Origin of the sequence: Allonocardiopsis opalescens, from assembly GCF_003002095.1 — a bacterium.
Classification (GTDB): domain Bacteria; phylum Actinomycetota; class Actinomycetes; order Streptosporangiales; family Streptosporangiaceae; genus Allonocardiopsis; species Allonocardiopsis opalescens.
In genome coordinates, this window is the sequence record NZ_PVZC01000006.1 from 450,856 (window position 1) to 464,451 (window position 13,596).

General features: G+C 74.3%; 12 protein-coding genes. 4 read left to right on the plus strand and 8 right to left on the minus strand.

Features of this window, described 5'->3' with window-relative positions; all coding sequences use genetic code 11:
- Positions 1–209 precede the first annotated feature (209 nt).
- Positions 210–440 carry a DUF7455 domain-containing protein gene (locus tag CLV72_RS33405; protein ID WP_106249351.1) on the plus strand — a complete coding sequence of 77 codons (231 nt, stop codon included), beginning with the start codon at positions 210–212 and terminating at the stop codon, positions 438–440.
- Here the strand turns inward: CLV72_RS33405 and CLV72_RS21560 are convergent.
- Positions 437–1,231: a GNAT family N-acetyltransferase gene (locus tag CLV72_RS21560; protein WP_106249354.1), complete on the minus strand. Its 795-nt coding sequence runs from the start codon at positions 1,229–1,231 to the stop codon at positions 437–439. The genes CLV72_RS33405 and CLV72_RS21560 overlap by 4 nt on opposite strands.
- A gap of 67 nt (positions 1,232–1,298) precedes the next feature.
- Here CLV72_RS21560 and yaaA point away from each other — a divergent pair, with 67 nt between their 5' ends.
- Positions 1,299–2,087 (plus strand): peroxide stress protein YaaA, encoded by a 789-nt coding sequence (gene yaaA, locus CLV72_RS21565; RefSeq protein WP_106249356.1) that lies wholly within the window; start codon positions 1,299–1,301, stop codon positions 2,085–2,087.
- A 9-nt stretch (positions 2,088–2,096) separates the two neighbouring features.
- On the opposite strand, the gene CLV72_RS21570 is transcribed toward yaaA, so the two are convergent.
- The 5 genes from CLV72_RS21570 to CLV72_RS21590 form a co-directional block, all read right to left on the minus strand.
- Positions 2,097–3,116, minus strand: coding sequence for a hypothetical protein (locus tag CLV72_RS21570; protein ID WP_106249358.1), 1,020 nt, complete (start codon positions 3,114–3,116; stop codon positions 2,097–2,099).
- Between the two features lie 108 nt (positions 3,117–3,224).
- Complete coding sequence (locus CLV72_RS21575; RefSeq protein WP_106249361.1) at positions 3,225–3,725, minus strand: YfbM family protein; 501 nt, start codon at positions 3,723–3,725, stop codon at positions 3,225–3,227.
- A gap of 22 nt (positions 3,726–3,747) precedes the next feature.
- Entirely contained in the window at positions 3,748–4,731 is a 984-nt protein-coding gene (locus CLV72_RS21580; RefSeq protein WP_146159515.1) for a hypothetical protein, read from the minus strand.
- Positions 4,732–4,764: 33 nt separating this feature from the next.
- Positions 4,765–6,423, minus strand: a complete 1,659-nt coding sequence (locus tag CLV72_RS21585) for an RNA polymerase sigma factor (RefSeq protein WP_245930373.1) — start codon at positions 6,421–6,423, stop codon at positions 4,765–4,767.
- Between the two features lie 309 nt (positions 6,424–6,732).
- The gene (locus CLV72_RS21590) at positions 6,733–8,814 is read right to left on the minus strand and encodes a SpoIIE family protein phosphatase (protein ID WP_106249369.1); all 2,082 of its coding nucleotides are present in this window, start codon (positions 8,812–8,814) and stop codon (positions 6,733–6,735) included.
- Positions 8,815–9,543: 729 nt separating this feature from the next.
- On the opposite strand from CLV72_RS21590, the gene CLV72_RS21595 reads away from it, so the two are divergent.
- Positions 9,544–9,816: a hypothetical protein gene (locus CLV72_RS21595; RefSeq protein ID WP_245930352.1), complete on the plus strand. Its 273-nt coding sequence runs from the start codon at positions 9,544–9,546 to the stop codon at positions 9,814–9,816.
- A gap of 96 nt (positions 9,817–9,912) precedes the next feature.
- Positions 9,913–11,559, plus strand: coding sequence for a hypothetical protein (locus CLV72_RS21600; RefSeq protein ID WP_342755682.1), 1,647 nt, complete (start codon positions 9,913–9,915; stop codon positions 11,557–11,559).
- Between the two features lie 19 nt (positions 11,560–11,578).
- Here the strand turns inward: CLV72_RS21600 and CLV72_RS21605 are convergent, their stop codons facing one another.
- Both CLV72_RS21605 and CLV72_RS21610 read right to left on the minus strand, forming a co-directional pair.
- A complete protein-coding gene (locus tag CLV72_RS21605; protein WP_170141066.1) occupies positions 11,579–12,589 on the minus strand; it encodes a helix-turn-helix transcriptional regulator in 1,011 nt (336 codons plus the stop codon).
- Positions 12,590–12,782: 193 nt separating this feature from the next.
- Complete coding sequence (locus tag CLV72_RS21610) at positions 12,783–13,523, minus strand: nucleotidyltransferase family protein (protein WP_106249374.1); 741 nt, start codon at positions 13,521–13,523, stop codon at positions 12,783–12,785.
- Positions 13,524–13,596: the final 73 nt, after the last annotated feature.

Sequence of the window (13,596 nt, forward strand, 5' to 3'; positions counted from 1 at the left end):
CCGACGGAGCGAACCGGGCCGCCGGGCGCGCCGCCCGCCGGGACAGAACGCCGCAATGAGCTAGATCACAGCCCAGTCGGGCGATTCCGCTATCGGCGTACACCCTCCCAGGTTGGGAACGCGCAGGTGGGGTCATATGTTGTTCTAAGTGCTCGCCCCCGGCACTGCGGGGTGAGCATGAACCTGACGCCGAGCCCGAGGAAGGCGAAGTGACTGGAGCTCTTGCCCCTACCAAGCCGCTCACGGCCGCTGATCGCTGCGACCGCTGTGGGGCCCAGGCTTACGTACGCGTGCGGCTCAGCGCCGGTGGAGAGCTGCTGTTCTGCGGCCATCACATGCGCCAGCACGGCGACTCCCTGCGTAAGCTCGCTGTTGAAGTCCAGGACGAGACGGCGCGACTCCGGGAGACCCCCGCCGTCGCCTCCAACGACGAGCGTTAGACGGAAGGCTTCGGACGGCGGCCGCCCCGCGGGGCGGCCGCCGTCTGCGCTCCCGCTCCCCCGGCCGGCCCGACCCGGTAGTGGTAGCGGCCGCGCGGCTCGAACCCGGCCGAGCGGTACAGCCGGATCGCCGCGGAATTGCTCTCGGTGACCATCAGATAGGCCTCACGGCACCCGTGCGCCGCGCCCCGGTCGAGCGCGGCCGCCAGCAACTCCCGCGCGTACCCGCGGCCGCGCCGCTCGGGCGCGACCGCGAGGCAGTAGATCCCGAGCCGGTCCGCCTGCGGCACCGCCCGGACCACGGCCGCCTCGTCCAGAGCGCCGTACCAGGCCGGGCACCCGGTGAGGATCGCCCGCGCCGCCGCGCGCTGAGCGGGCGCGCCGCGGCCGTCGACGGCCCACCACAGCTCGAACCAGTCCGGACCCGGCCGTGCGCCGAAGGCGGCGCCGCCGCCGCTCGGCGGCGCGGCGGGCAGCCCGGCCGACATCGCCACCGTGGCGCGCTCCGCCCGGTAGCCGCGCGCGGCCAGCGCGGCGTCCAGCTCGGGCTGCGCCTCCGGGAAGATCTGGAAGCGGGGCGCGGCGCCGTGGCGGGCGTAGAAGTCCTCGGCCGCCGCGATGGCGGCGCCCGGGTCGGCGGGCTCGCCGCGCGGCCACACGGAGTTCGCCCGGGACGAGAAGCCGTCGGCGTGGCGCAGCAGCCAGCCGTGGCGCTCCTCGACCCGCACGGCGGGCCAGGCCGCGTCCAGCAGCCGCGCCCAGGTCTCGTGTCCTGCCTCCGGTTCAGCCATCGGTCGGCGAAAATACCAGCCGCGGCGGTGTCCGACCGGCGCCGCCCCACCCGTACCGAGGAGACCCATGCTGATCCTGCTGCCGCCGTCCGAGAGCAAGGCCGAGGGCGGCGGCGGAGCGCCCGCCGACCCGGCGGCGCTCGGCCTGCCCGAGCTGGCGGAGGCCCGCGCCCGGGTGGCGGCCGCGCTGGGCGAGCTGTGCTCCGGGGACGCCGAGGCGGCCCGCGCGGCCCTGGGCCTGTCGGTGGGCCAGGCGGCGGAGCTGCCCAGGAACACCCGGCTGCGCACCGCCGCCGCGCTGCCGGCGGCCGAGCTGTACACCGGGGTGCTCTACGACGCCCTGCGGCTGCCCGCGCTGCTGGCCGGGCCGCACGCCGGCACCGTACGCGACTCCGTGCTGATCGCCTCGGCGCTGTGGGGCGCGCTGCGCCCGGCCGACCGGGTGCCGCCCTACCGGCTGTCGATGGCGGCGTCCCTGCCGCCGCTGGGGCCGCTGGCCGCGTTCTGGCGGCCCCTACTGGCCGGGCCGCTCACCGCGCTGGCCGAGGGGCGGCTGGTCGTGGACGCCAGGTCCGGCACCTACGCGGCGGCCTGGCGCCCGCGCGGGCGCACCGCCGAGCACACCGTGGGGCTGCGGGTGCTGCGCGAGGACGCCGCGGGCGGGCGCACCGTGGTGAGCCACATGGCCAAGGCCACCCGGGGCGAGGTGGCGCACGCCCTGCTCGCCGCGGGCGCCCGCCCGCAGACCCCCAAGGAGCTGGCCGTCGCCGTCGAGGACCTGGGCCACCGCGCCGAGCTGCGCGCACCCACGGGCCCGGGCCGGCCGTGGGTGCTCGACATCGTGCTGTCCGGCTGACGGGCGCCTTCAGCGGGCGCCCACCCGGCGGGCGGTCTTGAGGAACTGCTTGACCGGGTCGTTGCCCCGGTAGCCCCATGGGAGGCCGTGAACGCGGTCGCCGATCCGGCCGAGGTGCCAGCGCGCCGCCTCCCGGTCGCCGGCGGAGGCGAGCGCGGCGCCGAACAGGTGGTGCGCCTCGATCGCACGCGGGTGCGGCGGCGGTTCCGCCGCGCACCACCGGTCCGAGGCGCCGCGCAGCTCGCTGCGGACCGCCTCGGTGTAGTACGTGGCGAGGAACTTCACCGTCGCCACCGCGCCGCCGCCCTCGTCGGCGATCGCGCCCTTGCGGCGGAGCACGTACTCCTCGTGCGCCAGCGGCAGCATCGCGGTGACGGGGTGGCCCGACGGCGCCGACCGCACGGTCTCGCGGGCGAAGGCGAACATCTCGTCGTGGGAGCCGTGCCACTTCTCCGCGAGGATCTGGAGTCTGACCCAGTGCGCGGGGTACAGGTGCGGCGACCGCCGGGTGATCTCCTGCCACACCAGGTCGAACTGCTCGCGCGGCACCCCCAGTCCCATGGCCATGGTCTGGAGCGCGGCCCAGGGCGCCGGGTCGTCGGGACGCAGCTCGGTGGCGGCGAGCAGCGGCTGGTGGGCCTTGTGCAGGGTGGTGTGGAACAGCTTGAAGCGCTCCGCGCCGACGGTGGAGGCGTAGCCGCTGCCGCGGATGCTCCACGCCTCGGAGATCAGGGTCCGGCCCAGCCACAGCAGCAGATCGGCGACCTCGTCGTCGGGCAGGTGCTCGCTGATCAGGGCGGCGATCCGCTCGCTGCCGCCGACGGCCGCGTCCGCCAGCGCCTCGGTGCGCAGTACGCGGAGTTCGGGATCCGCGCGGGTCTCGCGGAGCAGTGCGACGCCGGCGGCGAGGTGCCCCTCGGCGACGGCGTCGACCCCGGCGTCCAGGGCCGGGTCCTGCCAGGTGCGGTCGACGATCAGCGCCGCGATATCGGGATCGGGTGGAGCGGCCTTGCGCCGGAAAAGTCCCATAATGCGGGGAACTCTAGCGAAGCCGGGACGGCGTTAGGCCGGATTCGGACGGTTTTGTATCTGAGATCGTTTCGCCGGTCGATCCCGTGCGGCGGGCGGAGCGTCCGCTCAGTCCACCCAGAGCAGCACCGCGTCGCCGGCGCCCGCGGCGCCGGCGAACAGGGTGGTGACCGCCTGGTAGTTGGGCCGCAGGTACCCGTCCTGGTCGCCCTCGTGCCAGCTGCGCGGGTAGATGCCCTCGGCGTTGAGGTCGTCGGCGTCGAAGTGCTCGGCGAGCCGGGCGAAGGGCAGCCCGGCCAGCGTCGCGGCCGCCTCCGCCGTCGACGCCGGGCTCAGGAAGCGGGCCGGGCCCTGGCCCCAGTCCAAATCGCCGAGGACCTCGCCGCCGAGGAAGGGGTTGGCCGGGGTCTCGCCGGCCGCGCGGTCGAGCAGGACGCCCAGCGCCCACCAGGACTTGTCGATGTCCAGGTACCAGGGCTCGCCGCCCGCGCCGACCGCCCCTTCTCCCTCGGCCAGCCGGTAGGCGTGCTCCAGCGCCCACACGGGCTCGCCCAGCGCGCGGTCCAGCTGGGTGGGCGTCACCCGCGCGTACTTGCCGATCATGCCCATCGGGGGTGGTCCTCCGTCGGTGTCAGCCGAAGCCGGGGGCGTTGAGCACCGCGTCGCGTGCGACGGCGTAGTGCGCCGCCGGATCGCCCTCGTAGCCCCACGGCACCGTCGCCGCCCGCTCCCCCGGCCACCGCATGTGCCAGCGCGCGGCGTGGATGTTGCCGGCGCGGATGAAGGCCCAGGCGAAGAGGTGGTGCGCCTCCAGGTAGCGGGGGTGCGGCCGCGCGTTCAGCCGCCACTTGCGGTCGGCCGTCTCCAGCTCGCGGATCATCCTGGCGTTGAAGTAGGTGGAGGCGAAGCGCTGCGCCCGCCGGGCCTTGCCCGCCGCGAGCAGCGCCGCGCGCTGGCTGAGCAGGTGGTCGGCGTGCGCGAGCGGGAGCACCGCGGGCAGGGGGTCGCCCTCGGGCGCCTGCTGCACGGTCTCCCAGGCGAAGGCGAACATCCGCTCGGGCGAGCCGCCGTACCGCGGGCTCAGGGAGTGCAGCCGCGCGACGTGCCCGGCGTACAGCGAGGGGGCGCGCCGCTGGACCTCCGCCCACAGTTCGTCGCGCACGGAGTCGTCGGCGCCGCTGCCCAGCGCCCACCACAGCAGGCCGACCCACGGCACCGGGTCGTCGGGCAGCAGCCGCGCGGCGGTGCGCAGCGGCTCCTCGGCCTTGGTCAGCGCATCGCCCAGCTTCGCGAGGTCAAGCGGGGTGCCGCCCCGCTCGGCATCGAGCGTGCCGTGCCAGGCCGCCGCGATCCGGATCCAGCCCAGCCACAGCAGCAGGTCGGCCCGCTCGGTGTCGTCGTCGGTGTCGACGGCGAGCGCGGTGACCTCGGTGGCCAGCTCGCGCCCGGCCCGGCCGAGCCCCTCGGCGCGCAGCGCGCGGCGCTCGTGGTCGTCGCGGCCGGCCGCCAGCAGCACCGCGCCGGCGGCCGGATGGCCGTCGGACACGGTGTCGCAGGCGGCGTCGAGCTCCTGGTCGTACCAGGTGCGGTCGAGGACCAGCCCCCGTGTGGACACGGGCTCGGGTCCGCTGAACCAGGCCACGGTCCGTCAGTCGAGGTAGTCGCGCAGGACCTGGGAGCGCGAGGGGTGGCGCAGCTTCGACATCGTCTTGCTCTCGATCTGCCGGATGCGCTCCCGGGTGACCCCGTAGACCTTGCCGATCTCGTCGAGGGTCTTGGGCTGGCCGTCGGTCAGCCCGAAGCGCATCGAGACCACGCCGGCCTCGCGCTCGGACAGGGTGTCGAGCACGGAGTGCAGCTGCTCCTGGAGCAGGGTGAAGCTGACGGCCTCGCCCGGCTGGATCGCCTCGGAGTCCTCGATGAGGTCGCCGAACTCGCTGTCGCCGTCCTCACCGAGCGGGGTGTGCAGCGAGATCGGCTCGCGGCCGTACTTCTGCACCTCCACGACCTTCTCCGGCGACATGTCGAGCTCCTTGGCGAGCTCTTCCGGAGTGGGCTCCCGGCCGAGGTCCTGCAGCATCTGCCGCTGGACGCGGGCCAGCTTGTTGATGACCTCCACCATGTGCACCGGGATGCGGATGGTGCGCGCCTGGTCGGCCATGGCGCGGGTGATGGCCTGCCGGATCCACCAGGTGGCGTAGGTGGAGAACTTGTAGCCCTTGGTGTAGTCGAACTTCTCCACCGCGCGGATCAGGCCGAGGTTGCCCTCCTGGATCAGGTCCAGGAAGAGCATGCCGCGCCCGGTGTAGCGCTTGGCCAGCGAGACCACCAGACGCAGGTTCGCCTCGAGCAGGTGGTTCTTGGCCCGGCGGCCGTCGGCGGCGATCCAGTCGAGCTCGTCGCGGAACTCGAAGGCGAGGGTGGTGTACTCCTCGGCCAGCTTCTCCTCGGCGAACAGGCCCGCCTCGATCCGCTTGGCCAGTTCGACCTCCTGCTCGGCGTTGAGCAGCGGGACCTTGCCGATCTGCTTGAGGTAGTCCTTCACCGGGTCGGCGGTGGCGCCGGCGGCGGCGATCTGCGCGGCCGGGGCGTCGTCGTCGTCCTCGATGACGACGAAGGTCTCGTCCTCGCCCTGCGCGCCCGGCTTGCCCTGGGCGGGCACCGCCGCGCCCGGCTTGGCCGCCGCGGCGGCCCCCTGCGGGGCCTCGGCCTCAGTGTCGTCGGTGTCGTCGTCGGCGGTGTCGGCCTCGGCGTCCACGACGGTGTCGGTGTCGATCTCGGCCGGGTCGTCGGCGTCGACGTCGTCGGTCAGCTCGATGTCGGCCTCAAGCTCGATGTCGGCGTCGAGTTCGAGATCGGTGTCCAGCTCGTCGGCGTCTGCGGCCGCCTCGGCGGGTACCGGGGCGGCGGGCTCCTTGGCCGCCTTCTGGCCCCGCTTGCGGGGTGCGGCCGTGCCGTTGGCGGTGGATGCCGCCGCGGTGCTCGACTTCGTCCGTGGCTGGGTCACGGTCGCCTCCTGGCCGACCGCCGGGCGGGACGTGGTCTCGGCCGCTCGCTTGCGCTTCTTGGCGGGGGCGCTGGCCGGGGCCGCGGTGGCGTCCACTACGGCGGTCACGGTTTCCGGCTGTTCCTTCGCCGCGGCTGCCGTCTTGGCCCGCGGTGCTGCCTTGCGCCGGTTGAGCCGGCGCTTGGCGGGAGCGGAGTCGGCGGCGCCCACGGCGACCGTCACGCCCTCCTTGCTCAGACTGCGCAGGACTGCCTGGGCCTTCGACATGGGGATCTCGGCCTCCTCGAAGGCTCGGCGCACGTCCTCGGGCTCAAGGTACCCCTGGGACCGTCCACGCTCGATCAGCTGCTGGATGACAGGCTCAGGCAGCTCGGACTGCTTTGAGCGGGTCGAACTGGCAGGCGACACAAACACCTCTCGAACGGACGTGTGGCGAGATTGTGGACCCGGCGGCCCTCGCGGGCGCGAGCCCGCAGCAACGTGCAGGCGATGACATGCAATTTTGACACGGCACCGCGGGGACGACACGCCCCCCGTGGCGCGAGGGTCGGCTCGACCCGCAGGTCGCTGCTCTCCACCATAGGCGGCTGAGATGAGTTCTTCGTACGGTCAGTTGTCCCGGATCGGGATGTGGACGGCGAGCAGTGTGACGTCGTCATCCTGCTCATAACCTGCGAGCATGCGCTCCACGAGATATTCGATCAAGCGATCGGGGTCGCCGGCCTGATCGGCGGGCGCGGCGGCGCCGACCGTCACAAGTGTGTCAAGACCCGTCCCCACCCCTCGCTTGCGATTCTCCACCAGGCCGTCGGAGTACAGCACCAGCGTGCTGCCCGGCGGCATCGTGAACCCCCGGCCCTCGTACGGCTCCCCGCCGTTCGGCACGCCCAGCGGAGTGCCCGCCTCCTCGGCGAACAGCTCCGCCGCGCCGCCCCCGCCCAGCAGCAGCGGCGGCGGATGGCCCGCACTGGCGTACACCCCCTCGCCCGTGGCGGGGTCGAGCACGAAGTACGCCAGCGTCGCGACCTGGTCCTCCCGCTCGGTGGCGGTGAAGACCCGGTCCAGGCCGCTCAGCACGGCGCCCGGGTCCGGGTCGGCGTACGCCAGCGCGCGAAGCGCGTTGCGCACCCGGCTCATTCCGGCCGCCGCCTTCAGACCCTTCCCCATCACGTCGCCCACCACACCGGCCAGCCTGCCGTCGGGCAGCACGAACGCGTCGTACCAGTCGCCGCCGACCTGCACATGCTGGGTGCCCGAGCGGTACATGCGCCCGAAGCGCAGCCCGGCCACATCCGGCAGCGTGTCGGGCAGCAGGCTCAGCTGGAGGGTCTCGGCGGCGCTGTGCTCGCGCTCGTACATCTGCGCGCGCTCCACCGCGAGCGCGCACTGCCCGGCCAGCGCCTCCAGGAACACCCGCTCCTCGTCGGAGATCCGCCGGGTGTGGCCGAAGGAGAACCGCAGCGCCCCGAGCACCGAGCCCGCGGCCAGTAGCGGCAGCCCGACCCACGCCCGCTCGTCGGTGTGCGCCAGGAAGTCCTCGGCGTCCGGCGAGGACTCCAGCAGCCGCCGAAGCTGCTCGGGATCCTCCACGATCACCGGGCGCCGCTCGTTCACCGCGATCGTCATCACGCTGGGCACGTCCAGCGCCTGGACGGGCGCCGGGGCGCCCGGCACGTCGGGGACGCCCTCGGGGTTGACCAGCCGCAGCCGCAGCCGCTCCCGGTCGAGCAGCGCCACCGCGGCGCGGTCGACGCCGACCGAGGCGACGCCGACCTCGCCGATGACGCGCACCACCTCGCTGACGGTGAGCGCCTCGGCCAGCTGTGAGGTGGCCTGCTGGAGGCGCGCCGTGCGCAGCGCCGCCTCGCTCAGCTGCTGGGTGAGGCGCTGGCGCATCTCGTCGGCCTCGCGCTGCTGGGTGACGTCGGTGTTGGCGCCGACCCACTCCACCACCTCGCCGCCGCGGATGATCGGCACGGCGTGCGACTCGAAGCTGCGGTAGCCGCCGTTGCGGGTGCGCACGCGGAAGCGGGTGTCGACGCTGGTCCGCGTCGCGACCGCCTGGCGCCACTGGGAGCGGACGCGGTCCAGGTCGTCGGGGTGCAGGGTCTCCATCCAGCCGTCGCCCAGGTACTCGGGCAGGTCCTGGCCGGTGATGGCCCGCCACTCCGGGGAGTCCTCGCGGATCTGGCCGTCGGGCGCGGCCACCCAGATCACCTGGGTGCTGGCCTGCACCAGCGAGCGGTACCGCTCCTCGCTGCGGCGGACGTCCTCCTCGGCGGCCCGCTGGTCGGTGACGTCGATGGCGATCATCGCGATGCCGTCGATGACGCCGTCGTCGTCATGGGAGGGGAACCACGACAGCGACCAGTGCTGGACCGGCTCGCCCGGGGTGCGGTGGCTGCCGTTGGCGGCGCTCTCGCCGTCCAGGACGCGGCGCAGCGCCGCCTCGTGGGCGGCGCCGGCGCCCGCCGGCAGCACCTCGGAGGGGCGGCGGCCGAGGCAGTCGGCCTCCTCCAGGCCGTAGACCTGGGCGAGGGTGGCGTTCACGCGCTGGAAGGAGAGGTCGGGAGCGAAGAAGGCGAAACCGACCGGCGCGCGCTTGAGCAGCGCGGACAGCAGATTGGTGTCGGCGGCTCCCAGCTTGGCCAGGCCGTTGCGCTGCGAGGGGACGGACGTCTCGGTGCTCATGGTGGACACCTCCGTCACGCGCCGCTCACTACCACCGATTGGCCTTCCATCACCGCCGGTGACAGGCTAGCGCTCTGCTTCCCGACACGACACCTCGCGGGTGTCCGGCGATGTCCGAATACCTGCCGCCGCCCTCGTCCGGGCGCCGACCGCGTCGGCTCCGCGGCCAGGGGGGCGGCGGTGCCGGCACGGTGCGGATCCGCCGCCGCACCGGCCGGACTCCCTGGTCGGGGGGACGAGGGGGTGCGGCCGCGCGTCGGCGCCGGAGGCTCCGGCCTGTACATGGTATGCGTTCATGCCCTTCCGCGGCGGCGTGAACGGTTCCGTGCCGGTTGTTTACTCCGGTTTGGCGGCCGTTCGCTCCCGCGGCGGGCGCGGCGGCGGCCCGAAGGCGCGTGGCGGGGCGAAGGCGGCGCCGGGAGCGTATCGGGCGCGACCGGGCCAACCGACAATGCTGCCACGGCCGGGCCCCGCGGCGACAGGTATCGGCCGCAGCGATTGCGCTGAGTTGACGAAACGATGACCGCACCCCTTGACGCCTCACGAGAGACGGCCCGGCTCTCTTGACACCCGGCTCACAGCGGGTGGAATGGGATTGCGAGCCGGCCCGTGACATTACCGTGATCACCGGCCCGGTTCGCCCAATCGCGAGGTCGGCGCCGACACCACGACGGTGGTGGTCGTCGTGCGGTCGGCGGCAGCGCACATCCGGTCGAGGGGGGCTGGCCCATGACGGTGGACATGCTCGGAGTGTCGGACTACGAACGGGTGACGGCGGAGCTCTCATGCGAGTTCAGCGGCCTCCCCGAGACGGCGGTGCACCGCTGCGTGTCGAACGCGCGGGCGTGCGCGCGGCACCTGGGCATCGCGGTGACCCCTGACCTGGTGGCGGGGATCGCCCGCGAGCACCTCCAGGGCATCGCCAAGTCGCAACCCCCCTCGGGCCCGCCCACCATCGTGGGGCCCGGCCGGCCGAGCGAGTCGGCCGGCGACGTCGGCTAGCGGACCCGATCGCCTTTTTGGGCGGACCGGTCGGTCCGAACACCGATAATGTGCGCAGCGCCCCTGCCCACATGGATATCGGGAGGACCGTCCGCCGTGAGTCCCAGCCACCGCCGCCAGCCTGATGAGGACTCCTGGCGCCCGGACGGCTCGGGCGCGGGCGGCTCCGGTCCGGGCGGCGGCTCGGGCCCGCACCCCGCCGGCACCGCGACCGACCCGGTGGCGCCGCCGCCGGACGAACTCTTCGCCGAGATGCTGCGCGCCGCCCGCAGCCTGCTGGCGATCCGCTCCCCGCTCGAAGCCGAACTGGTGGTCAGCAAGCTGCTCGGTTCGTGGTGGGGCAACCGTCTGATCAGCGGCGACGCCGAGCAGCTGTTCGGTGAGGGCCTGGTGGGCCACGCCGCCCGTGCCGGCACCCCGGCGGCGCTGGCCCTGCTCACCGGCATCGCCTCGCTCGGCACGGTGCGCCAGTCGGCCGCCGCCGAGCACGCCGCGCTCCGGCTGATCCGCGACGGCGTGCCCCGGCCCGGCTGGGCCGAGAGCCTGGGCGCGGTCGAGGCGCACGAGTGCCACGTCTCGCGCACCCTGTACGGCGACTCCGACGAGCTGATCTGCACCTTCAGCTACCGGGGCGAGGCGGCGCACGCGCTGATCGCCGTGATCGACTACAACTCCGGCGGGATGCTGCGCGACGCCTGGGTCACCTCCAAGCTGGACCGCCTGTTCGCACACGTCCGCGCGCAGGCGGCCAGCGACCCCATGGCGCGCTTCGAGCCGATGGACCCGGTGCGGGCGCGCGGCCTGCTGGAGGAGGCGCTGGCCGAGACCAACGCCGCCGCGGTGCCGAAGGTGAGCGAGGGCTTCGCCGGGTACCACGCCCTGGTGCGCTCGCGGATCCGGGCGCTGCCGCCCAACCGGCGGCGCCGTCCGCTGCACCCGGTGTACGGCCGCGACCGGCGGGCCACCCTGGCGGCGCGGTTCCTCGCCTCGGCGGAGGCGGCCGAGCTCTCCGACAGCTACACCGCCGGGCGCTGCGTCGACCAGATCATCGACTACGGCTGCGACGCCGACTTCGGCCGCCCGCTGCGGATCAGCCCGGTCAAGACGGAGCTGTTCCTGCTCACCTGGCTGCCGCGCAAGGTCATCCTGACCCCGGCCGAGCAGGAGGCGATGCCGCACGTCCTGGCGGCGTGGACCCGGTGGGCCGGGCGGGTGGGCGAGCTGCCGGCCGAGGCGATCCGGGCGGTGCTGGACACCCTGTGGGAGTCCACCGAGCCCTTCAGCGCCGCCTACCGCGACCCGGCGTCCTACGGGGTCGACTGGTCGGTGCTGCCGCGGCTGCTGCCCGACGGCGATCTTGAGGCGCTGCCGCGCCGGATGTTCGCCTTCCCGCTGCTCACCGGCGTGCACGGCGATCTCGACCTGGACGAGCTCGACCCGTGCGAGCCCGCCGACCGCCGCCGGCTGCTCCGCCTGGACCACATGGACCTGCCCGAGCCGCCGGCTCCGGGCGCGGACGCGGCGGCTGAGGGCGCCGCGGCCGAGGCCGAGCGGCACCTCGACCGCCACGACGAACTGGCCACCCGGCTGTGGGACGGCGATCCGCCGCAGCTGTGGGAGGCGGCCGAGCGGCTGCTCGACCAGGGCGAGCAGCGGCTCGACGTGCTGCACCGGCTGATCGACGCCCTCACCGCCGCGGCCGGCGACGACGCCGCCCTGGTGCGGGCGCTCGACGAGCTCTAGGCCGGGCGCGCCGCCCCGCTCATCGGCCCGGCACGGCCTCGGCCGCGGCGCCCAGCGCGGATCTGCGGTAGGCGCTCGGCGCCATGCCGTAGGCGTCGCGGAACAGGCGGCTGAAGGCGGCGGCGTGCGCGAAGCCCCAGCTCGCGGCGATGCGGTGCACCGCCGTCCCCGACAGGGCCGGGTCGGCGAGGTCGCGGCGGGCCCGTTCGAGCCGCCGGCCGCGGATCCAGCTGGAGACGGTGGTGCCCTGCGCCTGGAACAGACGGTGCAGGTAGCTGAGCGAGATGTGGTGGGCGGCCGCGATCGCGGCCGGGGCGAGGTCGGGTTCGCGCAGGTGCCGCAGGATGAACGCCTGGATGCGCAGGGTCAGCGAGCGGGTATGGGCCTCGGGTTCGAGTGCGCCCTCGGCCTCGAGTTCGTGGGCGAAGACGCTGCTCACGAGGTCGAGCACGATGGAGCCCAGCCGCCGGGCGTCGGCGGGGCTGTAGTTGTCGGCCTCGCCGCGGGTCACCAGCCGGGTGGCGAGGCCGGCCAGCAGGCCGCCGACACCGTCGCTCGCCGGTATCCGCCGCCCGAGCAGCCGCCGGAGCTGCCGCTCCGGCAGCGGCAGCAGCTCCTGGGGGACGGCGACGGCGCACATCTGGACGGAGCGCCGCCCGCCGGGCGCGGCGAGCACGGCGCTGTCCACCTGTTCCAGGGCGTGGATCTGGAGTTCGCCCACGCCCACGGCGCTCTCGCGGCCGGCCCAGGCGGTGTGGAAGCTCCCTTGCAGCGGCATGACGACCTGGTACACGCGCGCCCACTCGGGCGGTGGGGGCGCCGTCCGGCGCAGCCGCAGCGGCGGCAGCGACTTCCAGCCCGCGTGCACGGCGCCGAGCCGCAGATCGCGCTCGTAGGCGGTGAAGCCGGACGCGCGGGAGGGGTCGTCGGGGAACTCCGCCCGGAACGGGGTGTCGCGCAGCCGCGCCCGCCAGCGGCCCAGCCGCTCGGGTTCGGGCAGGTCGTCGGTTTCGAAGACGGTCTCGATCACCCTGGCCCCCGTTTCCGTACGCCGAACGCGGGCGCGCGGCTCACGGCACCCGGTTGGAAGGACGAACCGGTCCGCCGGAATCATTCCGGCGCGGACGGCCGGAACCGGCCGCAGGGGGCGAGAGAGCGGGCGCGCCGCGCCTCCGCCGGGACCGCCGCCGCGCCCGCGGACGAAGGGCGCGGCGGCGGACGCCTCAGCGCGGGGCGGGCACCGGCGGCTCGGCGGCGAGCAGCGCGGGCACCTGCTCGCTGGCCTCCTTCACGTCCTTGACCGTGTCGACACCGCGCCAGAAGCCGTTGATGCGGTACCCGGCCAGCTCGCGGCGGGCGGCGAGCTCGGGGAAGGTGGTGGACTCGTGGTCGCCCTTGTCGGGCAGCAGCGGGGTGACGTGCGGCTCGAACAGGTAGACGCCGGCGTTGATCCAGAACGGCAGCAGCGGGCTCTGGGTGAAGCCCTCGATGACGCCGTCGTCGTCGACGTCGACGATGCCCCAGCTGGTGCGGTACTGGGCCAGCGCGAGGGTGACCGCGCCGCCGCGGGCGAGGTGGAAGTCGGTGAACTCCTCCAGCGGGAACCAGGTCAGGATGTCGCCGTTGAGGGCGAAGTAGCGGTCGTCTCGGTCGGGCAGCCCGGAGGCGGCGTACTTGAGCGCGCCGCCCCGGCCCAGCGGCTCGTCCTCCACCAGCAGGGTGATCCCGAGCCCGCGCTCGCGGTCGCCCAGGTACTCGCGCAGCACCTCGGCCTTGTAGCCGCAGGAGATGACGACCTGCTCCACACCGTGGCGCTCCAGCCAGTCCAGCTGGTAGTCGATGATCGGCCGGTCGGCCACCTCGACCATCGCCTTGGGCCGGGTGTCGGTGTAGGGACGCAGCCGCGTCGCCTGGCCGCCCGCGAGGATCACAGCCTGCTTTACCTGGGTGGATGAACCGCTCATGAGCGGGACACTAGCAAGACCGGCCCCCTGCCGGATCGGGGTTCACCCTGATTTCATCCCCGGCGGGGCGGGC

Excerpts from the sequence above, each read along its gene's own strand:
- CLV72_RS21560 (WP_106249354.1), bottom strand. The coding sequence starts at position 1,231 with ATGGCTGAACCGGAGGCAGGACACGAGACCTGGGCGCGGCTGCTGGAC.
- yaaA (WP_106249356.1), top strand. The coding sequence starts at position 1,299 with ATGCTGATCCTGCTGCCGCCGTCCGAGAGCAAGGCCGAGGGCGGCGGC.
- CLV72_RS21570 (WP_106249358.1), bottom strand. The coding sequence starts at position 3,116 with ATGGGACTTTTCCGGCGCAAGGCCGCTCCACCCGATCCCGATATCGCG.
- CLV72_RS21575 (WP_106249361.1), bottom strand. The coding sequence starts at position 3,725 with ATGGGCATGATCGGCAAGTACGCGCGGGTGACGCCCACCCAGCTGGAC.
- CLV72_RS21590 (WP_106249369.1), bottom strand. The coding sequence starts at position 8,814 with ATGAGCACCGAGACGTCCGTCCCCTCGCAGCGCAACGGCCTGGCCAAG.
- CLV72_RS21595 (WP_245930352.1), top strand. The coding sequence starts at position 9,544 with ATGACGGTGGACATGCTCGGAGTGTCGGACTACGAACGGGTGACGGCG.
- CLV72_RS21610 (WP_106249374.1), bottom strand. The coding sequence starts at position 13,523 with ATGAGCGGTTCATCCACCCAGGTAAAGCAGGCTGTGATCCTCGCGGGC.